The organism is Micromonospora sp. URMC 106, assembly GCF_051386395.1.
In the GTDB taxonomy this organism is placed as follows: Bacteria; Actinomycetota; Actinomycetes; order Mycobacteriales; family Micromonosporaceae; genus Micromonospora.
The window spans coordinates 58,445-79,921 of sequence record NZ_JBPQTP010000012.1 but is presented as its reverse complement, the minus strand read 5'-3'; the positions used below and the strand labels follow the sequence as shown (position 1 = coordinate 79,921).

General features: G+C 73.6%; 20 protein-coding genes. 13 read left to right on the top strand and 7 right to left on the bottom strand.

Annotation, left to right across the window (positions count from 1 at the left end; all coding sequences use genetic code 11):
- Positions 1-73: 73 nt before the first annotated feature.
- Positions 74-718 carry a TetR family transcriptional regulator gene (locus ACSNOB_RS06460; protein WP_436685698.1) on the bottom strand — a complete coding sequence of 215 codons (645 nt, stop codon included), beginning with the start codon at positions 716-718 and terminating at the stop codon, positions 74-76.
- Positions 719-833: 115 nt separating this feature from the next.
- Here ACSNOB_RS06460 and ACSNOB_RS06455 point away from each other — a divergent pair, with 115 nt between their 5' ends.
- Positions 834-1,745, top strand: coding sequence for a sigma-70 family RNA polymerase sigma factor (locus ACSNOB_RS06455; RefSeq protein WP_436685697.1), 912 nt, complete (start codon positions 834-836; stop codon positions 1,743-1,745).
- A 141-nt stretch (positions 1,746-1,886) separates the two neighbouring features.
- On the opposite strand, the gene ACSNOB_RS06450 is transcribed toward ACSNOB_RS06455, so the two are convergent.
- Positions 1,887-3,053 carry a homogentisate 1,2-dioxygenase gene (locus ACSNOB_RS06450; protein ID WP_436685696.1) on the bottom strand — a complete coding sequence of 389 codons (1,167 nt, stop codon included), beginning with the start codon at positions 3,051-3,053 and terminating at the stop codon, positions 1,887-1,889.
- A gap of 96 nt (positions 3,054-3,149) precedes the next feature.
- Between ACSNOB_RS06450 and ACSNOB_RS06445 the strand changes: the two genes are divergently transcribed.
- From ACSNOB_RS06445 to ACSNOB_RS06410, 8 genes are all read left to right on the top strand, one after another.
- Positions 3,150-4,031, top strand: a complete 882-nt coding sequence (locus ACSNOB_RS06445; protein ID WP_436685695.1) for a hypothetical protein — start codon at positions 3,150-3,152, stop codon at positions 4,029-4,031.
- Positions 4,028-5,227: a fumarylacetoacetase gene (gene fahA / locus ACSNOB_RS06440; RefSeq protein WP_436685694.1), complete on the top strand. Its 1,200-nt coding sequence runs from the start codon at positions 4,028-4,030 to the stop codon at positions 5,225-5,227. The genes ACSNOB_RS06445 and fahA overlap by 4 nt, the downstream gene beginning before the upstream one ends.
- A gap of 199 nt (positions 5,228-5,426) precedes the next feature.
- Positions 5,427-5,636, top strand: coding sequence for a DUF397 domain-containing protein (locus ACSNOB_RS06435; protein WP_091101629.1), 210 nt, complete (start codon positions 5,427-5,429; stop codon positions 5,634-5,636).
- Positions 5,637-5,737: 101 nt separating this feature from the next.
- Positions 5,738-6,211 (top strand): SRPBCC family protein, encoded by a 474-nt coding sequence (locus ACSNOB_RS06430; RefSeq protein ID WP_436685693.1) that lies wholly within the window; start codon positions 5,738-5,740, stop codon positions 6,209-6,211.
- Between the two features lie 221 nt (positions 6,212-6,432).
- Positions 6,433-7,728, top strand: coding sequence for an outer membrane protein assembly factor BamB family protein (locus ACSNOB_RS06425; RefSeq protein ID WP_436685692.1), 1,296 nt, complete (start codon positions 6,433-6,435; stop codon positions 7,726-7,728).
- 59 nt (positions 7,729-7,787) lie between these two features.
- Positions 7,788-8,321, top strand: a complete 534-nt coding sequence (locus ACSNOB_RS06420; protein WP_436685691.1) for a hypothetical protein — start codon at positions 7,788-7,790, stop codon at positions 8,319-8,321.
- 59 nt (positions 8,322-8,380) lie between these two features.
- Entirely contained in the window at positions 8,381-8,923 is a 543-nt protein-coding gene (locus tag ACSNOB_RS06415; protein WP_436685690.1) for a hypothetical protein, read from the top strand.
- A gap of 25 nt (positions 8,924-8,948) precedes the next feature.
- Positions 8,949-10,031 carry a hypothetical protein gene (locus tag ACSNOB_RS06410; protein ID WP_436685689.1) on the top strand — a complete coding sequence of 361 codons (1,083 nt, stop codon included), beginning with the start codon at positions 8,949-8,951 and terminating at the stop codon, positions 10,029-10,031.
- 51 nt (positions 10,032-10,082) lie between these two features.
- Here ACSNOB_RS06410 and hisC read toward each other — a convergent pair whose 3' ends face one another.
- The 4 genes from hisC to hppD are packed head-to-tail and all read right to left on the bottom strand — an operon-like array spanning position 10,083 to position 14,062.
- On the bottom strand, positions 10,083-11,186 hold the full coding sequence (hisC, locus tag ACSNOB_RS06405) for a histidinol-phosphate transaminase (protein WP_436685688.1): 1,104 nt from the start codon (positions 11,184-11,186) through the stop codon (positions 10,083-10,085).
- Positions 11,183-12,103: an RDD family protein gene (locus tag ACSNOB_RS06400; protein ID WP_436685687.1), complete on the bottom strand. Its 921-nt coding sequence runs from the start codon at positions 12,101-12,103 to the stop codon at positions 11,183-11,185. The genes hisC and ACSNOB_RS06400 overlap by 4 nt, the downstream gene beginning before the upstream one ends.
- 22 nt (positions 12,104-12,125) lie before the next feature.
- Positions 12,126-12,845 (bottom strand): RDD family protein, encoded by a 720-nt coding sequence (locus tag ACSNOB_RS06395; protein WP_436685686.1) that lies wholly within the window; start codon positions 12,843-12,845, stop codon positions 12,126-12,128.
- A gap of 11 nt (positions 12,846-12,856) precedes the next feature.
- Entirely contained in the window at positions 12,857-14,062 is a 1,206-nt protein-coding gene (hppD, locus tag ACSNOB_RS06390) for a 4-hydroxyphenylpyruvate dioxygenase (protein WP_436685685.1), read from the bottom strand.
- Between the two features lie 147 nt (positions 14,063-14,209).
- Here hppD and ACSNOB_RS06385 point away from each other — a divergent pair, with 147 nt between their 5' ends.
- The 3 genes from ACSNOB_RS06385 (at position 14,210) to ACSNOB_RS06375 (ending at position 17,958) form a co-directional block, all read left to right on the top strand.
- A complete protein-coding gene (locus tag ACSNOB_RS06385; protein ID WP_436685684.1) occupies positions 14,210-14,701 on the top strand; it encodes an Lrp/AsnC family transcriptional regulator in 492 nt (163 codons plus the stop codon).
- A 151-nt stretch (positions 14,702-14,852) separates the two neighbouring features.
- Complete coding sequence (locus ACSNOB_RS06380) at positions 14,853-16,223, top strand: outer membrane protein assembly factor BamB family protein (protein ID WP_436685715.1); 1,371 nt, start codon at positions 14,853-14,855, stop codon at positions 16,221-16,223.
- 67 nt (positions 16,224-16,290) lie between these two features.
- On the top strand, positions 16,291-17,958 hold the full coding sequence (locus ACSNOB_RS06375) for a fumarate hydratase (RefSeq protein ID WP_436685683.1): 1,668 nt from the start codon (positions 16,291-16,293) through the stop codon (positions 17,956-17,958).
- Positions 17,959-18,018: 60 nt separating this feature from the next.
- Here the strand turns inward: ACSNOB_RS06375 and ACSNOB_RS06370 are convergent, their stop codons facing one another.
- Complete coding sequence (locus ACSNOB_RS06370; protein WP_436685682.1) at positions 18,019-19,851, bottom strand: hypothetical protein; 1,833 nt, start codon at positions 19,849-19,851, stop codon at positions 18,019-18,021.
- Between the two features lie 199 nt (positions 19,852-20,050).
- Between ACSNOB_RS06370 and ACSNOB_RS06365 the strand changes: the two genes are divergently transcribed.
- Positions 20,051-21,460: a class II fumarate hydratase gene (locus ACSNOB_RS06365; RefSeq protein ID WP_393106170.1), complete on the top strand. Its 1,410-nt coding sequence runs from the start codon at positions 20,051-20,053 to the stop codon at positions 21,458-21,460.
- Positions 21,461-21,477: the final 17 nt, after the last annotated feature.

Here is a 21,477-nt window from a genome sequence, read left to right as displayed (position 1 = left end):
GGGTCGCCGAGGGGCTGGCGGGAACGTGGCCGCCCCGCTCCGCGCCGGACACCGTCGACCTTCCGCGAGCCGGTCAGTGACCGGGGCGGACGGCGTAGTCGCTGAGGGCGGGCTCCACGGCGGTGAAGGCGGTGTGCGCGTGGACGGCGACGATCGCCGCGATCTCGTGGTCGGCGTGACCGTCGAGCGTCAGGCGCAGCAGCTCGTCGCGGAGGAGCCGCAGGACGCCGCCGAGCTGGGCGGCGGCGACGCGCGGCAGGATGTCGTCGGGCGCCGCGCCCGTCTCCTCGGCGAACGCCCGGGCCAGTGCCCGTTCCCGGTCGTCGTGGAACTCGCGTAGCCGGGCGACGAGGGCCGGACTGCCGGTGATCATGCGGGCGAACTCCGGGCCGGTGAAGCCGATGACCGGGTCGTGTGCGGCCACCGCGGCCAGGTGGGACCGACGCAGCGCGGCCAGGGCCGACTCGCCCGGCGGGCGTTCGCGCAGGGCGGCGACCGGCCCGTTGACGAAGGCGTCGCGCAGGTCGAGCGCGAGGTCCTCCTTGCGCGGGAAGTAGTTGGTGACGGTCGTCTTGGCCACCCGCGCGGCGGCTGCGACCTCGGCGATCGTCACGTGGTCGAAGCCCCGTTCCAGGAACAGCCTGGTCGCCTGGTGCGAGATGTTCGCCCTGGTCCGGCGCTTCTTCGAGGCCCGCAGGCCGGTCGTCTGTCCGCTCACTGGGCCATCATACCTGTACTCATCCTAATTTTATTCTTGACACAATTCTTGGTTCGTCATAAGTTTAGGTCGTGCCCTGGACGCGTTCGCCGGGCCGGTGGAAGGGAGACCGCTCATGACCGTCACCGATTCCGTAGGTGCCTACCTCAAGGGCATCGGCCGGGTTCCGCTGCTGACCGCCGAGCAGGAAGTGGAACTGGCCACGCGCATCGAGGCCGGGGCGATCGCCCGGGGGCGTCTCGACGCCGACCCGGATGGTCTCGGCGGGGACGAGCGGGCGAGGTGGGAGCGGCTGGTCGCCGACGGCCGGCGAGCCCGGCGTCACATGATCGAGGCCAACCTCCGGCTGGTCGTCTCGATCGCCCGGCGCTACGTCCGGGAGGGCGGGCTGCCGCTGCCGGACCTAATCCAGGAGGGCGTCATCGGGATGATGCGGGCGGTGGAGAAGTTCGACCACCGGCGTGGGCTGAAGTTCTCCACCTACGCCACCTGGTGGATCAAGCAGGCGCTCGGTCGCGCGCTGGCCGACCAGAGCCGGACGATCCGGGTCCCCGCGCACATGGCCGAACTCATCAACCGGGTGAACCGCACCCGCCGCGACCTGCTGTGGGATCTCGGGGAGGAGCCGACCCCCGCGCGGATCGCGGTCGAGCTCGGCCTGACCCCGGAGAAGGTCGAGCAGGCGCTGCGGTACGACCGGGAGCCGGTCTCCCTGCACGCCCCGATCGGCGGGGACGGCGCGCAGCTGGGCGACTTCCTCGCCGACGACGCGGCGGATCCGGCCGCCGAGGTGGCCGCCTCCTCCCTCCGCTCCTACCTGGACACGGTGCTGGCGGCCCTGACCGAGCGGGAGGCGACGGTCATCGCCCAGCGGTTCGGCCTGGCCGACGAGCAGCCGCGCACCCTGGACGAGATCGGCCGGGCGCTCGGTCTGACCCGGGAACGCATCCGCCAGATCGAGACCAAGGCGATGACCAAGCTCCGGCACCCCACCCGGACCCGCGTCCTGGCCGACCTCCTGGCCTGAGCGGAAGGGGCGTCACCGGGCCCGGCCGGGGCGCCCCGGGTGCGGCGTGGCTGCCGTCCGGCCCGCACGTGAGCGCAGCCGGCGTGATCGTGGCCCGGTGCGAGGTCACGATCACGCCGGCTGGCGGCTGCCGGGCACGCCTCAGCCGCGGCGGGCCCAGGTCCAGGCGTAGCCGTCGTCCTCGCACGCCTGGGCGGCGTCGCAGAGGTCGAGCGGGCGGAAGGTGTCGACCATGACGGCCAGTTCGTCGAAGTAGTCGGCGCCGATCGAGCGCTCGGCGGCGCCCGGCTGCGGACCGTGGGTGAAGCCGGAGGGGTGCAGCGAGATCGAGCCCTGCTCGATGCCCGAGCCGCGCCGGGCCTCGTAGTTGCCGCCGGTGTAGAAGAGCATCTCGTCGGAGTCGACGTTGTGGTGGTTGTACGGCACCGGGATGGCGTCCGGGTGGTAGTCCACCTTGCGCGGCACGAACGAGCAGATCACGAAGTTCGGACCCTGGAACGTCTGGTGCACGGGCGGCGGCTGGTGGATCCGGCCGGTGATCGGCTCGAAGTCGTGGATGGAGAACGCCCACGGGTACATGTGGCCGTCCCAGCCGACGACGTCGAACGGGTGGTGCGCGTAGACGTAGCGGGTCCAGCCACGGCGGTGCCGGACGAGCACCTCCACGTCGGTCCCGTCCACCAGCAGCGGCGCGTCCGGCCCGCGGACGTCCCGCTCGCAGTACGGCGAGTGCTCCAGGAACTGGCCGCGGACGGAGAGGTAGCGCTTGGGCGGGCCGATGTGGCCGGCCGCCTCGACCGCGAGCAGGCGGGTCGGCTCGTCGCCGGTGGGCACCAGCCGGTGGATCGTCGAGGTGGGGATGACGACGTAGTCGCCGGCGACCGCGTCGAGGACGCCGAACGTCGACTCCACCCGCAGCGTGCCCGACTCGACGTAGAGGCAGTGGTCGCCGGTCGCGTCGCGGAACAGCGGCGACGGCCGGTCCGCCAGCACGTACGCGATCCGCACGTCGTCGTTGGCGAGCAGGTACTGCCGGCCGAGCACCGGGTCGGCGCCGGCCCCGTCGAGCTTGTGGGTGCGCAGGTGGCGGGGCTTGAGCGGCAGGTTGGGCACCCGGGTGAACGCCGGCGGCGCGAACTCCTCGGCCGCGACGATCGCGGTCGGCGCGTGCCGGTGGTAGAGCAGGGACGAGTCGGAGGAGAAGCCCTCCTGGCCCATCAGCTCCTCGGCGTAGAGGCTGCCGTCGGGCTGACGGAACTGGGTGTGGCGCTTGCGGGGCACCTCGCCGACGCTGCGGTAGTACGGCATCTCGCCTCCCGGTTCGTCCCGTTCATCGAAACCCACGACGTCCGATAGTCGGACGCTGTTGTCCGTTCCTTGTAGCGTCCCGTACATTCTTGTCTCGTGTCAACGCAGGTGCCCGCGCTTCTCGACGGCCTCGTCGACGACGCCGCCGTCTTCCCGCCCGGCAGCGCGCCGCTGCCCGACGCCGTCGCCGCGCACCGGCGGCACCGCACCTCCTGGTACGCCGACCTCGTCGGCCCGCTCCTGGTTCCCGCCACGCGGCTGACCGAGCTGGCCGGCCTGCTCGACCCGGGAGAGCGGATCGAGATCGGCGTGATCGGCGACGTGCCGCTCGCCCGGCTCGACGAGGCGCGGACCGGGGTCGACCCGCGCATCCTCGTCCGCCAGGTGGAGGCGGCGGTCGCCAAGCGCGGCGAGGACCCGCTGCCGGGCCTGACCGAGCTGGTCGAGCTGGCCCGCCGGGCGAACCGGCCCGAGGCCGCCGGCGCGGAGGAGCTCACCGTCTACGCCGAGGTGCCGCTGACCTTCGGGCTCACGGGGGCGCTGGACGCGCTCGCCGAGGCCCGCGCCGGCGGGCTGCCGGTCGCGGCGAAGTTCCGCACCGGTGGGCTTGCCGCCGAGCTCTTTCCGACCCCGGCCGAACTGGCCGCCGTCATCGGCGCCTGCCGGGACCGGCACCTGCCGTTCAAGCTGACCGCCGGGCTGCACCAGGCGGTCCGGCACCTCGACCCGGAGACGGGCTTCACCCACCACGGCTTCGCCAACGTGCTGGCCGCGACGCTGGCCGCCGCCGACGGCGCCGGGGTGCAGCGGATCGCCGAGCTGCTCACCGCGACCGACCCGCGCCCGCTGGTGCAGTGCGTGGAGAGCGACCTGGCCGCGCCGCGCCCGCTGTGGGCCGGCTACGGCTCGTGCAGCATCCTGGAACCACTGACCGATCTGATCCGGCTGGGGCTGGTGAACGGGGGCTTCGACGCATGACGTGGGTGACGGGTGCCGACGGTTCGCCGTACGGGGTGGCCAACCTGCCGTACGGGGTGTTCCGCCACGGCGGGCGCGAGCCGCGCGTCGGCGTACGGATCGGCGACTTCGTGCTCGACCTGGCCGGCGCGGAGGCGGCCGGCCTGGTGCTGGCCGCCGGGACGCTGGGCCGGCCCGCCCTCAACGACTTCATGGCCCTGGGCCGCCCACAGTGGACCGCGGTCCGGCAGCGGGTGACCGAGCTGCTCACCGACGCCGCCCACCGGCCGGCGGTGGAGCCGCTGCTGGTGCCGCTGGCGGAGGTTCGGATGGCGCTGCCGTTCGAGGTCGCCGACTATGTCGACTTCTACTCCTCCGAGCACCACGCGGCCAACGTGGGGCAGATCTTCCGCCCCGGCCAGCCGCCGCTGCTGCCCAACTGGAAGCACCTGCCGATCGGCTACCACGGCCGGGCCGGCACGGTGGTCGTGTCCGGCACCCCGGTGGTGCGGCCCAGCGGGCAGCGGGCCACCCCGCAGGGCCCGGTGACCGGCCCGTCCGTACGCCTCGACATCGAGGCCGAGGTCGGTTTCGTGGTGGGCGTGCCCAGCGCGCTGGGCGACCGGGTCTCCGTCGACGACTTCGCCGACCACGTGTTCGGCGTGGTGCTGGTGAACGACTGGTCGGCCCGGGACATCCAGGCGTGGGAGTACCAGCCCCTCGGCCCGTTCCTGGGCAAGTCCTTCGCGACCTCGGTGTCCGCCTGGGTGACCCCGCTGGACGCGCTCGGCGACGCCTTCGTCCCCGCACCCGACCAGGATCCGCCGGTCGCCGACTACCTGCGCGACGTGCCGCACCTCGGGCTCGACCTGCGCCTGTCGGTCGAGTGGAACGGCGAGCGGGTCAGCGAGCCGCCGTTCGCCACCATGTACTGGACCCCGGCCCAGCAGTTGGCCCACCTCACCGTCAACGGCGCCTCGCTGCGCACCGGCGACCTCTACGCCTCGGGCACCGTCTCCGGCCCGGAGCGGGGGCAGGTCGGCTCGTTCCTGGAACTCACCTGGGGCGGGACCGAGCCGGTGAAGTTCGCCGGGGGCGAGACCCGCACGTTCCTGGAGGACGGCGACACGGTGACCATCACCGCCACCGCGCCGGGGCCGGACGGCACCACCCTCGCCCTAGGCGAGGTGACGGGGACGATCCGCGCGGCGCGCTGACCCGTCCGCCCGCCCCGCGCCAGAGGTGTTCGCACGCGCCGGACCCCGGTCGCACAGATGGTGCGACCGGGGTCCGTCGTTGCCCCGTTGATCGTCGCGGATTCCGACGCCATGCCACGCCGCGCCGGGCCGGATGCCCCCTTTCCGGTCGTCGGCCCGGCCGCCGGCTGGTGTCCCGACGACAGGAAGGGTGACGACGATGAACGATCTCCCGGGTGCGGTCTGGCGTACCAGCAGCCGCTCCAACGACCAGGGCCTCTGCGTGGAGGTGGCGGACAACCTGGTCGACGTCCTCGGTGTGGTGGGCGTACGCGACTCGAAGGACCAGGCCGGCCCCACGCTGGCGGTCAGCCCGCCGGGCTGGGCGGCCTTCGTCGGCGCGATCCGGGCCGGCCAGTTCGGCCGTTGACGGGCCGCTACTCGTGATCGGGGCCTCCGGCGGTGGAATTTCCGCTCCGGGGGCCCCGTTCCGCGCTCACCCGGCGTACCGTCGGTGCCACGGGAGGTGGCATGTCGACGGTGGCGGTCACGCAGTTCGTGGAGGCGCACGACGCCGACCTCTGGCGGCTGCTGACCGACCTGACCACCCGCACCCGGCGTTTCACCGGCCCGGTGGAGGTGCTGACCCCCGGCCGATTCGGCCCGGGGACCGCCTGGCGGGAGACCCGGTCCCAGCCCGACGGCACGGCGCTGGTCGAGGAGTTCGTCGTCATCGAGGCCGAGCCGCCCCGACGGCTGGTGCTCGGCTCGAGCGGCGCCGGGGTGGACTACCGGATCACCTGGACGTTGCGCCCGGTCGAGCGGCGCCGGCGCGGCTGCACGGCCGTCACCGTCGAGCAGGAGTCGTCGCCGACGGCCCCGTACGGCCGGGTGGTCGCGCTGCTGCTCGGCGGGCTGGCCGCCCGGGCGGTCGAGCGCGCGCTGCGGCGGGATCTCGCCGACCTGGCCGCCGCGGCCGTCACGGGCGCCGCCGAGGCGGCCTGAGCGCGGCCGCCGCCGGTCGGCAGGTGCTTCCGCCTCTGCCGGGCGACCGACGCGCCCGAGGGGCGCCCGGCCGGGCCTGCGGGCTCCGCCTCCACCGGTCGGCCGCGCCCGGCGCGGCTCCTGGGCGGTGAGCCGGGCCCGGCGCAGCCGCGCGGGTGCGCCGCCCGACCTGACAGGGCTCTGACCGGCCCCGCTGGGTAGGGTGCCGGGCGGAGGTGCGCATGGGGTTCCCGAAGGGCCGGCGGCGGATCGTGGTGGCGGTCGCGGCGCTGCTCGCCACCGCCGTCCTCGCGGCGACGGTCTACCGGGTGCTCGCCCCCGCCGAGGTCAGCACGCCCGCGCGGGGCACGTACCCGGCGGCCGCCGATCCCGCCGTCGGCGTGGTCGGCCGGCTCCCGGTCGCCCCGCTGATCGTGGACGGCCGGCTGCGGGTCTACGCCGCCCACCGCCAGGTCTACGCGGACCGGCCGGTCGACGGCCGGCACCGGACCACGCCGTACTGGTCCTACCGGCGCTGGCCGGCGGAGCTGGACTCGGTGGTGGCGAGCGGGACGACGGTGGTCACCCGCTGGTCGGACGGGCGGCTGGTGGCGCTGGACGCGCGTACCGGCCGGGTGGCCTGGGACGCGGACGGGCCGGCGCCGGTCGGGGAGCGGACGGTCCGGCGCACCGGAGCGGCCACGGTCTGGGCCCCCCGGGGCGTCTTCGTCGCCCGGGCGCCGGACGGTCGGCAGGTCGTGGCGGCGGCCGGGGCGGAGTGGATGCGTGCCGTGGACCTGGCCGACGGCCGTGAGCTGTGGCGGTCGCACACCACCGTGACGGTGCCACCCGGCGCCGGCGCCGGCCCCGACCCGGCCGCCGGCTGTCGCGATGTCGTCGGCACGACCGGCTCGGGCCAGTTGCTCATCGTCGATTCCTGCGCGGGTCCGGCCGTGGTGGAGTTCCGCGACGCCGCGACCGGCGCGGTCGGTGTTCGCTGGCGGCCGCCGGGCGCCGGCGACCGGCTGGTGGCCACCCCCGTGGGCTGCGGGAACGGCCGGACCGGGTGCGCCGGCCTGCGGACGGCCGCGCCGGGCGACGACACGGGCCGGGGCTGGCTGCTCGGCGCCGGCGAGCCGGTTCCCGCCCCGGCCCTGGACCGGCCGGACGCCGAACTCGTCGGCGGGACGGCGGTGGCGGTGGTCGACGGGGTGCCGGTCGGGCGCTCGGCGCGCACGGGCGCGGAGCTGTGGCGTCGTCCCGACCTGCCCGAGGCGCGGCTGATCGCCGTCCAGCCCGGTCGGGTGCACCTGCTGACCGAGGCGAACGACCTGGTGACGCTGGACCCGGCGACCGGGACGCAGCGGTCCTGGTTCGCGTTGAACGCGGGCTCGGACGGCATCGGCTGGGCGCCCGGCGCGGCGTACGCGGCCGACGGCTTCGTGGCCGTGGAGCGGCTCCGCGAGCCGGTCGACCCGACGGGCGACGACCAGCGCTACTACCTCACCTCGGAACCGGTGATCCTGGCCGCGACGTGAAACGCCGGAGCGGCCGGACATGCTCGACAAAACGGACATAAGTTACCTATAGTCCCACTGTGCGTCTCCTGGCCGCCCTCTTGGGCGCGATCCTGATCCTGGTCACCGCGTCGCCCGCCGACGCCGCGCCGTCCGGCCGGGCGGTCCGGCTCGCCCGGACCGTGGGGGTGGACATCACCGTGCCCGCCGCGGTGAACCTCGGCGCCGGCTTCGTCGGCGGCACCCTGACCGGGCAGTTGGGCGTGGTCGAGGTGCGCGACTCGCGCGGGCCGGTGAATCCGAACTCCTGGGTCGCGACCGTCTCCGCCACCGTCTTCGTCACCGGCGCCGGTGGTCCCCAACGCACCATCGCCCCCGGCCGCATCTCGTACTGGTCCGGGCCCGCGGTGAGCAGTGCCGGTGGCGGCACGCTGGTGCCCGGGCAGCCCACCTCGGCGCAGGCGGTGACCCTGGACGTCCCCCGCGAGGCGTTCCGCAAGAGCACCGGCACCGGCAGCAACGAGGTGTCCTGGCGGCCGACGATCCGGATCGCCATCCCGGCCGACGTCGTCAGGGGGGCGTACCGTGGCACGATCACTCACTCTGTCGCCTGATGAGCGATTTGTCCGAAAAATGGGTTAGGGCCCACTCCGGCGCGTCTAGCGTCCCTGCCATGAAGAAGCCACTTCTTGCCCTGACCGCCGCCGCGGCCGCCTTGGTGGCCATGGCGGCGCCCGCTGCCGCCGCGCCGACCGGCGACACCATCGTCACCTTCACCGTGGCCACCGCCGACCTGAACATCACCGTGCCGGCGTCGGTGAACCTCGGTTCCGTCTTCTCCGGCGGCGTCCTCACCGGCGAACTTGGCACGGTGACCGTCACCGACAGCCGAGCCGCGCTGAATGCCACGTGGACCGTCACCGTGTCGGCCAGCTCCTTCACGACCGGCGCCGGTACGCCGGCGGAGACCATCTCGCCGGGCCTGGTGGAGTACTGGTCCGGTGGAGCGACCAGCACCACCGGCGCCGGCGTGTTCGTGCCGGGGCAGCCCACCCAGGCGGACGCGGTCAGCCTGAGCGTGCCCCGCACCGCCTTCTCGAAGACGTCGGGCAGCGGCAACAACACCGCGAGCTGGGCGCCGGACATCCGGATCGCCGTCCCGGACACCGCCGTCGGCGGCACCTACACGGGGGTGATCACCCATTCGGTGGCATGACCGGGCAGGTGCCCTCGCCCTGGCCGTGAGCGTCCTCGTCACGGCCGGGGCGCCGGCGTCGGCCGCGCACCCCGCGCCGGCGTCGGCCGTCCGCGCCCCGGCGCTCGCGGAACCGGAGGGCCCGGAGGCGGACGTGCCGGCCGCCGAGCCCGACGGGCGGAACGGCCGGCACCGGCCCTCGGCGCGACCGAGCCCGGGCGGCCCCTCCACGACGGTCGGGATACGCCTGATCGACGCCCCGGTCGACCGGCGCGACGACACCCGGGCGCACAAGTACATCGTGGACCACGTCCGCCCCGGCACGACGATCATGCGGCGGGTCATGGTGCGGAACAGTTCGGAGGTCCGCCGGACCGTCGCCCTCTACGCCGCCGCCGCAAACGTCGGGCAGAAGGGGTTCGTGCTCGCCCCGGACCGCACCGAGAACGAGCTGAGCAGCTGGATCCGCATCGCGCCGGCGGAGGAGGTGCTGGCTCCCGACGAGGAGGCGGAGGCCCTCGTCACCATCACCGTGCCGCGCCGCGCCGAGGCTGGCGAGCGGTACGCGGTGATCTGGGCCGAGGTCGCCGGTGTGGACGGGCGCAACGTGCGCAACGTCGGCCGGGCCGGGATCCGGGTCTACCTCTCCGTCGGGCCCGGCGGCGAGCCGCCCTCCGGCTTCGAGATCGGCCCGCTGACCGGCGGGCGGGAGAAGGACGGCACCCCCGTGCTGACCGCCGAGGTGCGCAACACCGGCAGGCGGGCGCTCGACCTGGCCGGCGAACTGCGGCTCGCCGAGGGCCCCGGCGGGCTCTCGGCCGGGCCGGTGAAGGTGGAGGCGGGCACGCTCGCACTGGGCGGCAGGGCCACCGTCCGGGTCGCGCTGGACCGTCGGCTGCCGGACGGCCCGTGGGCGGCGACGCTCGACCTCGCCAGCGGCTGGACGAAGCGGTCGGCCACCGGGCAGGTCAGCTTCGGACCCGTACCGGTGGCGGCCGTCACCGCCGTGGACCGCTCCGGCCAGGTGCTCACCGGCGGGCTGGCCACCTCGGGTCTGGTCCTGGTGCTGTTCGCGGTCTACGCGTACCGGCGTCGGACCCGGGTCCGGCAGCCGGCGACGGTCGCCTGAGATTCGCCGGTCCGGTCCGCGAGGGGATGGCGGACCGGACCGGCACGGGCCTCAGACCAGGGCCGCCTCGGCGGCGGCGAGGAAGGCGTCGTTCTCGGCCGGGGTGCCGATGGTGACCCGGACCCCGTCGCCGGGGAACGGCCGGACGATCACGCCCCGCGCCTCGCACGCCTTGCCGAAGTCGACCGCCCGGTCCCCCAGCGGCAGCCAGACGAAGTTCGCCTGGCTGCCCGGCACGTCCGGGACGAGCTTGCGCAGCGCCTCGGTCACCCGGTCGCGCTCGGCGACGACGAGGGCGCACCGCCGCTCCACCTCGTCGGCCTGGGCCAGCGCGGCCAGCGCGCCCGCCTGCGCGGCCATGCTGGTAGAGAACGGCGTGACGACCTTGCGCACGGCCGCCGCCACCGCCGGCTGGGCGACCAGGAAACCGATCCGCAGGCCGGCCAGGCCCCAGGCCTTGGAGAGCGTCCGCAGCACGACCACGTTCGGCCGGTCGAGGTAGGTGAGCCCGTCCGGCACCTCGGGGTCGGTCACGAACTCCCGGTACGCCTCGTCGATCACCACGAGCACGTCCTCGCCGACCGCGTCGAGGAACCGGTCCAGCTCGGCCCGGCGCACGGACGTGCCCGTGGGGTTGTTCGGGTTGCAGACCAGGATCATCCGGGTCCGGTCGGTCACCGCCGCCGCCATCGCGGCCAGGTCGTGCCCGTGCCCGGCGTCGTTGGGCACCCGCACGCTGGTCGCGCCGCTGGTCGCCGCGATGATCGGGTACGCCTCGAAGGAGCGCCACGAGTAGAGCAGCTCGTCCCCGGGCAGGCAGGTGGCCCGGACGAGGTGCTCGGCCAGCGCCACCGAGCCGCAGCCGGTGGCGATCCGGTCGGCGTCCACGCCGTACCGCTCGGCCAGCGCCTCGCGCAGCGCGACCACGCCCATGTCCGGGTAGCGGTGCACCCCGGCGGCGGCCTCGGCGACGGCCTCCACCACGCCGGGCAGCGGCCCGTACGGGACCTCGTTGCTGGCCAGCTTGATCGCCTCGGGGAGCCCGAGCTCGCGGGCCAGGTCGGCCGGGCTGCGGCCGGGCACGTAGTTGGGCAGCGCGTCCAGGTCGGCGCGGGTCAGCCGCAGCGCCGGCTGCTGGCGTCCGGTGTCGGTCATGGGGTGTCTCCCGAGGGGTCGGTGCGGTCGTCCGGGGCGGTCCGGCGGGTGCGGGGGAGCTGGACCACCACGGTCTGCGCCCGCTTGTCGTGCAGGGCCTGACGCAGCGGGTGGTCGAAGAGCGGGGAGAGCGCGTCGACGAGCTGGAGCAGCAGGCCGAGGCCGCAGCAGTACCACAGCAGGGTGGGCAGGCCGAGGGTGTTCCACCGGCGCAGCGCCCGGCCGAAGCCGAGCGGCTCGTCGGCGGCCGTCGGGACCACCCTGACGCCCACCACGCGCTTGCCGAAGGTCTGCCCGTTGGCCGCCGTCGTCGGCACCTCGTACGCGAGCCAGAGCGCGGTGGCGATCAGCAGGATGACGACCTGGAGGCCGCCGGCCTGCTCGCTGGGCTGCGGCAGCCCCTCGGTGGAGGTGTCGCCGGCCATCGCCCGCCGGAACACCTCCCGCCAGTACGGGGTGACCTCCTCGACCAGCCGCCACACGAACCAGCCGTTGACCACGGCGTTCAGCGCGAACACGATGGCGAAGTCGATCAGCCGGGCGACCAGCCGGGCGCCGAACCCGGCCAGCGGCAGACCGTGCGGGCGGGGCTCGGGCGGCCGGCCGGGCCAACTCCCCGGCGGCCAGCCGGGCGGTGGGCCCTGCGGGTGCGCGTGGGCCCCCGGCGGCTGCCAGGGGTGGGGCTGGCCGGGATGCGGCTGCCCGGGGTGGGGTTGCCGGGCCGCGGGCGCGCCCGGTGCGGAGACCGGGGCCGCGGGCGGCGTCGGGGCGGGCACGGGCGGCGGCTCGGCCGGCGGCGGCCCCTCGGGCGGGGTGGCGTCGACGGGGATCGGCGCGCCGATCCAGCCCTCGCCGTCCCAGTAACGCCGGGTGTCCGGATCGGCCGGGTCGACGTACCAGCCCGGTTCGACGCTCACGGCCTGGCCTCGCTGCGCTCGCTCACGCAGACACCTTAACGACGACGGTGCCGGCGAACTTGTCGTGGAGGCACTGCTGCCAGGGCTTGTCCCACAGTTGCCAGAGCCCGTCGAGGTAGCTGAGGCCGGGCAGGAACATCGCGGCGACGTGCTGCACGGCGTACCGCTTGCCGGCCATCCGCCGGTCGAGCGTGCGGGCCGGATCGAGCGGCACCACTCGCAGCTTCATCACCTTCTTGCCGAACGTCTGCCCGGTGCGCTTCATGTACTCCACGTGGTAGAGCCAGTAGAACCCGAGCATCAGCACGAACAGGCCCAGTTCGAGCAGGAGCAGCGGCAGGAAGAAGTCGGTCATGAACGCCCCGGGGTCCGGCTCGACGAGGGTGCCGTCCGGGTTGGTCCGGGTCAGGTCGTCCATCATGTTCCAGAAGAACAGCAGGAACGGCGGCAGGAAGAGGACCATCGCCACCAGCGTGCTCAGCCCGACGTCGATCAGCGCGGCCAGCAGCCGGTCGGCGAAGCCGGCGAGCGGCTGGCCGCCGGGGCCGAGCGGCGGCGGGGCGGGGTGCGGGGCCCAGCCCGGGGACGGCGGAACCCAGCCCGGCGGGGGATGCCCGGGCGGGGCATACTGCGGCGGCACCGCGTACCCCTGGCTGGTCGGACCGGAGGGCGGCGCGAAGCCGCCGGCGGCGGGCGAGGGCCCACCGGCCGGCGGCGTCGGGTACGACGGAGGCTGCGTCACGCTCGACAGTGTTACAGGTTGCCGCGCTTCTCCTGCTCCCGCTCGATGGCCTCGAAGAGCGCCTTGAAGTTGCCCTTGCCGAAGCCGAGCGAGCCGTGCCGCTCGATCAGCTCGAAGAAGACGGTCGGGCGGTCCTGCACCGGCTTGGTGAAGATCTGGAGCAGGTAGCCGTCCTCGTCCCGGTCCACCAGGATCTTGCGGGACTTCAGCTCCTCGATGGGCACCCGCACCTCGCCGATGCGGGCGCGCAGCTCCGGGTCGTCGTAGTACGAGTCCGGGGTGTCCAGGAACTCGACGCCGGCGGCGCGCATCGCGTCGACGCTGGCCAGGATGTCGTTGGTGGCCACGGCGATGTGCTGGGCGCCCGGGCCCTGGTAGAACTCCAGGTACTCGTCGATCTGCGACTTCTTGCGGGCGATCGCCGGCTCGTTGAGCGGGAACTTCACCTTGCGCGTGCCGTTGGCGACGACCTTGCTCATCAGCGCCGAGTAGTCGGTGGCGATGTCGTCGCCGATGAACTCGGCCATGTTCGAGAAGCCCATGACCCGCTTGTAGAACTCGACCCACTCGTCCATCCGGCCGAGCTCGACGTTGCCGACCACGTGGTCGACGGCCTGGAAGAAGCGCTTCGGCTGGAGGCCGGCGTCGATCATCGGCTGCCGGTCCACGATCGGCTTGCGGGCCACGAAGCCGGGCAGGAACGGGCCGGTGTAGCGGGACCGGTCGACAAGCGTGTGCCGGGTGTCGCCGTACGCGGCGATGGCCGCCATCCGGACGGTGCCGTGCTCGTCGCTGACGTCGTGCGGCTCGACCAGGCCGGTCGCGCCCTGCGCGGTGGCGTGCGCGTACGCGGCGTCGACGTCCGGGACCTCCAGCGCGATGTCGGAGACGCCGTCGCTGTGCTTGGTCACGTGCTCGGCGCCGGGGGCGTCCGGGCGGACCGCGCCGGTCAGCACGAACCGGGCCGAGCCGCTGGTCAGCACGTACTGGGCGTGGTCGCGGTAGCCCTGCTCGGGCCCCCGGTACGCCACGCAGGTCATGCCGAACGCGGTCGAGTAGTAGTGCGCCGCCTGCTTGGCGTTGCCCACCAGGAAGTGCACGTGGTCGAGGCCCTTGACGGGGAACGGGTCGCGGCTGATGTCGTGGTCGACGGCACCGACGAGCACGTCGATGTCGACATCGTCGGTCGCCTGGGGTCGGTCGATCGCCTGGGTCATCGCGGTCTCCCTCAAGTACCGGTCGGCCTCGTGGCCGCCGCCGTGGTCTGTGCGGTCTTCTGTGGCGAGGATCGCGGTGACCCGGCGCACTGGGCAACTGTCAGCGTTGGAGCTGGTCAGGTTGCGCATTAAGTAGGGTGTTCAGTCATGAACGCTGGTCAGGCTGTACAGCTCGACACCCTCGACGCGCGGTTGATCGAACTGCTCACGGAGGAGCCGCGGATCGGGGTGCTGGAGTGCTCCCGCCGCCTCGGGGTCGCCCGGGGCACCGTGCAGGCCAGGCTCGACAAGCTGGTCGAGCGGGGGGTCGTCGGCGGGTTCGGCCCGGAGATCTCCCCGGCGGCGATCGGGTTCGCGGTGACCAGCTTCGTCACCCTGGAGATCAGCCAGCGGCACGGGCACGACCGGGTCGCCGCGCACCTGGCCGCGATCCCCGAGGTGCTGGAGGCGCACACCATCACCGGCTCCAGCGACCTGCTCTGCCGGATCGTGGCCCGCTCGAACACCGACCTCCAGCGGGTGATCGACCAGATCGTCTCGTACGAGGGCATCCGCCGGGCCTCGACGATCATCGCCCTCGCCGAGCAGATCCCGTACCGCACCCTGCCGCTCGTGCGCTCCGCCGCCGCCAAGGGGTGAGGGTCCCGAGGCGACACCACCCCTCGGGCTCGGGGAGAAAGGGCGGCGACACGGCGGCGCGGGACCACGGGAGCACGGCGGTCGTCGCTACCGTGTGCGTGTGGCGAAGGCGGGCGGCCCCGGGTGGCGTGGGGGGCTGCTGCTCGCGCTGATCGTGGTCGTCGTGCTCGCCGCGACCGGGGTGTGGAACCCGTTCCCCGCCGTGTGGGACTGGGTCGACCGCAGCGAGCCGATCTCCGAGCCGGACGTGGTCTGGCAGCAGCGGGTCGGCGGCACCCCGCGCAGCGTCACCATCGCCGGCGAGACCGTGGTGGTCGAGCAGCGCACCCGGGTGGAGGCGCGCAGCCTGGCCACCGGCACCCAGCTGTGGGAACGCAAGGCCGACTGGTCCGCGGTGGCCGGGGGCGACCGGGACCCGGTCGTCGTCGTGGGCAAGCTCCTGGTCAAGGGGTACGAGGTGCTCGACCCGACCACGGGCGCCACGCGGCGGCGCGACGGCGACGCGGTGGCCGTGTGGACGTACCGCAACCTGCTGCTCGACGCCCGCTGCGTCGACGCCACCGACTGCACGATCAGCGCCTGGGAGCCGCGTGGCACCGCCCCGCTCTGGACGGCCTTCGTCCCCGGGGTGCGCAGCGGGCTGCTCGGCGACAACCCGGGGCTGCTCGGCACCCGCCGGCTCGACGCCGTCCGGGTCGACGAGGACGTGGCGGGGCCGGAGGCGGTGCCGCCGCTGCTCGGGTTCCCCATCGACGGCCGGGTGCACGTGCTCGACACCGCCACGGGCCGCGTGCTGCAGAACGTCGAGCCGGGCCGGGACGAGCGGCTGTCGGTGGTCGGCGGCCGGCTGCTGCGGATCACCGCCCGCTCCCAGGACGGCACCTGCTACTTCGCCATCTCGGGCCGCGACCCGGCGACCGGCCAGGAGACCTGGCAGCGGGCGGGGGTCAACCTGCGCACCGCCGACAACGCCGGCTGCGTGCAGCGGGAGGATCCACAGGGCGCGCGGAACGTGCTGATCGGTGTCGCCCCGGACGCCCGCGAGGCGGTCCTCGACGGGTACGACGGGCGGCTGCTGCTGGTCACCGCCGCCGGGCAGCGGCTGCTCGCGGTCGACGACCGGTACGCCCTGGTCCGGGCGGCCGACAAGCGCGCGGTGGTCAGTCACGAGCTGGGCGGCGGGCGCGTCCGGTGGACCCGTCCCGCCGGGGCGAAGGCGGGCGCGGCGCTCACCCCGTACGCCGCCGTGATCGCCGACGAGAAGCCGTCCCGGCTGGTGGCGCTCGACCCGCGGACCGGTCGCGAGCTGGCGAACCTGCGGACCGCGGCGAACGCCCTCGCGGTCGGCCCGAACGGCATGATCATCGGTGAGGGCCGGGAGATCGGGTACGTCCGCTTCGGCGGCGCGGCCGTCGCACCGCCGCCCCCGGGCGACGGCGGCGTCCCCCGCCCCGGCGGCACGGCCGGGGTGCCCGCGCCGGCGGACAGCTGCGGCCCGAAGCGGGAACTCTGCCCCGGGTGAGAGCGCCGTCCCAGGACCCACCCGGCGGGTGACACTGATCGACCCTTCTGCCCTAGGCTTTCCGCTCATGAGCAGTGCCGCCGCGTTCTCGTACGCTCCCTTGCTGCCGACCGGTCCCGACCAGACGGAATACCGCCTGGTCACCGACGAGGGCGTCGACGTCGTCAACGGTCCGGGGGGTCGCCGGTTCCTCACCGTGGAGCCGACGGCGCTCACCGCGCTGACCGCCGAGGCGATGCACGACATCGCGCACTTCCTGCGCCCCGCGCACCTGGCCCAGCTGCGGTCGATCATCGACGACCCGGCGGCCTCGCCGAACGACCGCTTCGTCGCGCTCGACCTGCTCCGCAACGCCAACATCGCGGCCGGCGGCGTCCTGCCGATGTGCCAGGACACCGGCACGGCGATCGTGATGGGCAAGCGCGGCCGGCACGTGCTCACCGACGGCCGCGACGCCGAGGCCGTCTCGCGCGGCGTCTACCAGGCATACACCCGGCTCAACCTGCGCTACTCGCAGCTCGCCCCGCTCACCATGTGGGAGGAGCGCAACACCGGCAGCAACCTGCCGGCGCAGGTCGAGCTCTACGCGGAGGACCCGGACGGCCACCCCGACGCGTACAAGTTCCTCTTCATGGCCAAGGGCGGTGGCTCGGCCAACAAGTCGTACCTCTACCAGGAGACCAAGGCGCTGCTGAACCCCACGCGGATGATGCAGTTCCTGGAGGAGAAGCTGCGGCTCATCGGCACCTCGGCCTGCCCGCCCTACCACCTGGCCATCGTCATCGGCGGCACCTCCGCCGAGTACGCGCTGAAGACCGCCAAGTACGCCAGCGCCAAGTACCTCGACACGCTGCCCACCTCCGGCTCGATGACCGCGCACGGCTTCCGGGACCTGGAGCTGGAGGCGGAGGTGCTGGAGCTGACCCGCAACTTCGGCATCGGGGCGCAGTTCGGCGGCCGCTACTTCTGCCACGACGTGCGGGTGGTCCGGCTGCCGCGGCACGGCGCCTCCTGCCCGGTGGCGATCGCCGTCTCCTGCTCGGCGGACCGGCAGGCGGTCGCCAAGATCACCCCGTCGGGCGTGTGGCTGGAACGGCTCGAGACCGACCCGGCGCGTTTCCTGCCCGACGTCACCGACGAGACGCTGGACGCCGAGACGGTCGTCAAGGTCGACCTCAACCGGCCGATGGACGAGATCCGCGCCGAGCTGTCGAAGTACCCGGTGAAGACCCGGCTGTCGCTGACCGGCCCGTTGGTGGTCGCCCGCGACATCGCCCACGCGAAGATCGCCGAGCGGCTGGACGCGGGCGAGCCCATGCCGCAGTACCTGCGTGACCACGCCGTCTACTACGCCGGCCCGGCCAAGACCCCGGAGGGCTACGCGTCCGGCTCGTTCGGCCCGACCACGGCCGGCCGGATGGACGCGTACGTGGCGAAGTTCCAGGCCGCCGGCGGCTCCCAGGTGATGCTCGCCAAGGGCAACCGCTCCGCCCAGGTCACCCGCTCCTGCCAGCAGCACGGCGGGTTCTACCTCGGCTCGATCGGCGGCCCCGCCGCCCGGCTCGCCCAGGACTGCATCAAGCACGTCGAGGTCCTGGAATACCCGGAGCTGGGCATGGAGGCGGTCTGGAAGATCGAGGTGGAGGACTTCCCGGCCTTCATCGTGGTCGACGACAAGGGCAACGACTTCTTCGCCGAGGTCACCAAGCCGGTGCTGACCGTCGGCCGCCGCTGACCTCGCGTACGCGGGAGGGGCGCCGGGCAGCAGCCCGGCGCCCCTCGTCGTTTCCGTACGTCAGCTCGCCCGGCTGGCGTAGAACGTGCCGCTGAAGGTCTCCGACACGATCCCGTCGCCGGTGCGGGTGTACACGGTGATCCGGTGCAGCCCGGCGGTCGTCGGGGTGTAGCCCACCGACGCCGAGCCGTCGGCGCCCGCCGCGACCGTCTGGGCGGGGAGCCCGTCGAACGAGTAGACGAACTCCGTCACCCCGGGCATGCCGGGCTGGAAGACGAAGGTCCCCGGCGTGCCGGCGACCGCCCCCTGGAACTTGTTGATCGGGTACTCGACGGAGCTGACCGTGGGCTTGGTCGCCAGGTAGAAGCGGTAGGTGCCCTCACCCGACGGCAGGCCGCCGGCCGTCCGGCTGCGGACGTACACGTCGTTGTAGCCGGGCTTGGCCGGCGTGATCGTGACCGTGGCCGTGCCGTCGGCGACCGCGGCCACGGTCTGCTCGGGACCGTCGTTGAGCCGGTAGGTGTACTCGACGACGTCCTCCATCCGGGGCGTGAAGGTCAGGGTGCGCGGCTGGCCGTACCCGGCCGTCGGGTCGCCGTCGGTGATCGTCGGGCTGGTGGTGCGGACCCGGAACCCGTAGCTCGTGGCCGGGGAGCGGTTGCCGGCCGCGTCGACCGCCTCGACGCTCAGCGTCATCGGCCCGTCCCGGTCCGGCGTGATGGTGACGGTCGCCGAGCCGCCCGGCGCGTCGGCGGCCACGTAGATCGCCGGCCCGGACATGAGGGTGTACCGGAATCCCACGGCGTCGGTGTCGCCGCCGGCCGAGAAGGTGAACCGGCCCGGGATGCCCGGACCGCCGTACCACCCGTCGCCGGCCGGGTAGTCCGTGGAGCTGACCGTCGGCTGCGCGGGGCTGGTGGTGTCGACGGTGAACCGGCACTCCGGCGACCAGGGGGAGGTGCCGCCGGCCCCGTCCGTGGCGCGGACGGCGAAGGCGTACGTCCCGTCGACCAGCTGACCGGCCGTGACGTCGTACCGGAAGACCGACCCGGCGGCCTTGGCCGGGGACGTCCACTCGGTCCGCCCGGTCGGGTCGCTCACCGGCCACCAGGCGAAGGTGGCGGTCACCGGCTCGGTGTTCGGCGGTACCGCGTCGGGGTCGGTGACCTTCGCCGCCAGGTACGGCGTGGTCGTGCCGACGTAGAGCCCGTCGGCGCAGGGGGACCCGCTGACTCCCAGGTCGGTCGGTACGTCCGGCGGCGTGTTCGCCTCGATGGAGATGCCGAGTTCCCTGATCCAGCGGCCGTACGGCAGCTTCTCCTCGTGGTCTCCGGCGATCCGCGCCATGAAGGTGATCGAGGTCTGTCCGGCCTCGACCGCCTGCCGTACCGCCTCGGTGAGCGGCACTTCCAGCTGTCCTCGGCAAGGAGCGGTCGGCGCGATGTCAGCAACCTTCTCTCGAACCGCGGGCGACGTCTCCCAGGTCGGTGCGCTGGTCGGTACGTCGGTCCGCCACAGCTCGATCTCGCGTGGCTTCGAGCAGTCGTTGACCGCCGTCTCCTCGGTGACACCGAGGGCACGGATGATCTGCTTGCCCTGGAACGGGGAGAGGTTGTAGGTGAAGTAGGCCCGCGAGGTGTGTTTGTCGTCGTCGGACTCCCAGGTGCCGACCGGCACGGTGCCGTCGGTCTCGGCGGAAGCGGTCGACGGCTGACGGGCGTCGGTCCAGCTGCCGCTGGTCGGCAGGATGAACCGGCTCGCCCCGGCGGTTGCCGGCCCAGCGGTCAGGACCAGGGCGCTGGTCGTGATCAGGAGGGCGGCGAACCCCGCGGTGGGGAGGATCCGGCGCGTGCGCCGGGCGGCCGAACTGATGGGACTCCGTGGGTCGGGCAAATGGACCTCCGTGACGTGAGAGTTCCACGATCTTAAGTTCTTTGAATTCTTTGGGGGCCCCGTTTTCCGCCGCCGTACCCGCCACTGATCGTCCACAGGCCGCCGGACGCATGCCTGTAAGCGTGGCTTTGGGCAGGCCGGCGAGATGTGACGGAACGGTCAGTGCGATCATCTGCGGCCCGGCGCTCGGCGCGGCAGGATGGTACGCGTGACGACTCCAGAGGCGACGGGCTACCGGATCGAACGCGACTCGATGGGCGAGGTGGAGGTGCCCGTCGAGGCGCTGTGGCGGGCCCAGACACAGCGCGCGGTGCAGAACTTCCCGATCTCCGGCCGGGGGATCGAGCCGGCCCAGATCCGGGCGCTGGCCCAGATCAAGGGGGCGGCGGCCGAGGTCAACGGCGAGCTGGGCGTGATCGACGCGAACGTGGCCGCGGCGATCGCCGCCGCGGCGGCGCACGTGGCCGACGGCGGCTACGACGACCAGTTCCCGATCGACGTGTTCCAGACCGGGTCCGGCACGTCGTCCAACATGAACACCAACGAGGTCATCGCCACGCTGGCCAGTCGCGAGCTGGGCCGGGACGTGCACCCGAACGACGACGTGAACGCCTCGCAGTCCAGCAACGACGTCTTCCCGTCGTCGATCCACCTGGCCGCCACCGAGGCCGTGGCGCGGGACCTGCTGCCCGCGCTGGCCCACCTGGCGGAGGCGCTGGAGGGCAAGGCGGCGGAGTTCGAGACGGTGGTCAAGGCCGGGCGTACCCACCTGATGGACGCCACCCCGGTGACCCTCGGGCAGGAGTTCGGCGGGTACGCCGCCCAGGTGCGCTACGGCATCGAGCGGTTGGAGGGCGCGCTGCCCCGGCTGGCCGAGCTGCCGCTCGGCGGAACCGCCGTGGGCACCGGCATCAACACCCCGCTCGGCTTCGCCGCGAAGGTCATCGAGAAGCTGCGCGGATCGACCGGGCTGCCGCTGACCGAGGCGCGTAACCACTTCGAGGCGCAGGGCGCCCGGGACGCCCTGGTGGAGACCTCCGGGCAGTTGCGCACGATCGCCGTCGGCCTCTACAAGATCGCCAACGACATCCGTTGGATGGGCTCGGGCCCGCGCGCGGGCCTGCGCGAGCTGCGCATTCCCGACCTCCAGCCCGGCTCGTCGATCATGCCGGGCAAGGTCAACCCGGTGGTCGCCGAGGCGATGCGGCAGGTCTGCGCCCAGGTGATCGGCAACGACGCAGCCGTCGGCTTCGCCGGCTCGCAGGGCGACTTCGAACTGAACGTCATGCTCCCCGTGATGGGCCGCAACCTGCTGGAGTCGATCCGGCTGCTCGCCGCGTCGAGCCGGCTCTTCGCCGACCGCCTCGTGGTCGGCCTGGTCGCGGACGCCGAGGTCTGCCTGGCGTACGCGGAGGGCTCGCCGTCGATCGTCACCCCGCTCAACCGCTACCTCGGGTACGACGAGGCCGCCTCGATCGCCAAGGAGGCGCTGGCCAGGCAGGTCTCGATCCGCGAGGTGGTGATCTCCCGGGGGCACGTCGACTCCGGCAAGCTGAGCGAGACCCAGCTCGACGAGGCGCTCGACCTGCTCCGCATGACCCACCCCTGAGCGGTGCCGCCCCTGGC

Coding starts and splice junctions, on each gene's coding strand:
- ACSNOB_RS06425 (WP_436685692.1), top strand. CDS start 6,433: ATGGGGTTCCCGAAGGGCCGGCGGCGGATCGTGGTGGCGGTCGCGGCG.
- ACSNOB_RS06365 (WP_393106170.1), top strand. CDS start 20,051: ATGGTACGCGTGACGACTCCAGAGGCGACGGGCTACCGGATCGAACGC.
- ACSNOB_RS06375 (WP_436685683.1), top strand. CDS start 16,291: ATGAGCAGTGCCGCCGCGTTCTCGTACGCTCCCTTGCTGCCGACCGGT.
- ACSNOB_RS06455 (WP_436685697.1), top strand. CDS start 834: ATGACCGTCACCGATTCCGTAGGTGCCTACCTCAAGGGCATCGGCCGG.
- hisC (WP_436685688.1), bottom strand. CDS start 11,186: ATGACCGACACCGGACGCCAGCAGCCGGCGCTGCGGCTGACCCGCGCC.
- fahA (WP_436685694.1), top strand. CDS start 4,028: ATGACGTGGGTGACGGGTGCCGACGGTTCGCCGTACGGGGTGGCCAAC.
- ACSNOB_RS06435 (WP_091101629.1), top strand. CDS start 5,427: ATGAACGATCTCCCGGGTGCGGTCTGGCGTACCAGCAGCCGCTCCAAC.
- ACSNOB_RS06415 (WP_436685690.1), top strand. CDS start 8,381: ATGAAGAAGCCACTTCTTGCCCTGACCGCCGCCGCGGCCGCCTTGGTG.
- ACSNOB_RS06450 (WP_436685696.1), bottom strand. CDS start 3,053: ATGCCGTACTACCGCAGCGTCGGCGAGGTGCCCCGCAAGCGCCACACC.
- ACSNOB_RS06385 (WP_436685684.1), top strand. CDS start 14,210: ATGAACGCTGGTCAGGCTGTACAGCTCGACACCCTCGACGCGCGGTTG.
- ACSNOB_RS06430 (WP_436685693.1), top strand. CDS start 5,738: ATGTCGACGGTGGCGGTCACGCAGTTCGTGGAGGCGCACGACGCCGAC.
- hppD (WP_436685685.1), bottom strand. CDS start 14,062: ATGACCCAGGCGATCGACCGACCCCAGGCGACCGACGATGTCGACATC.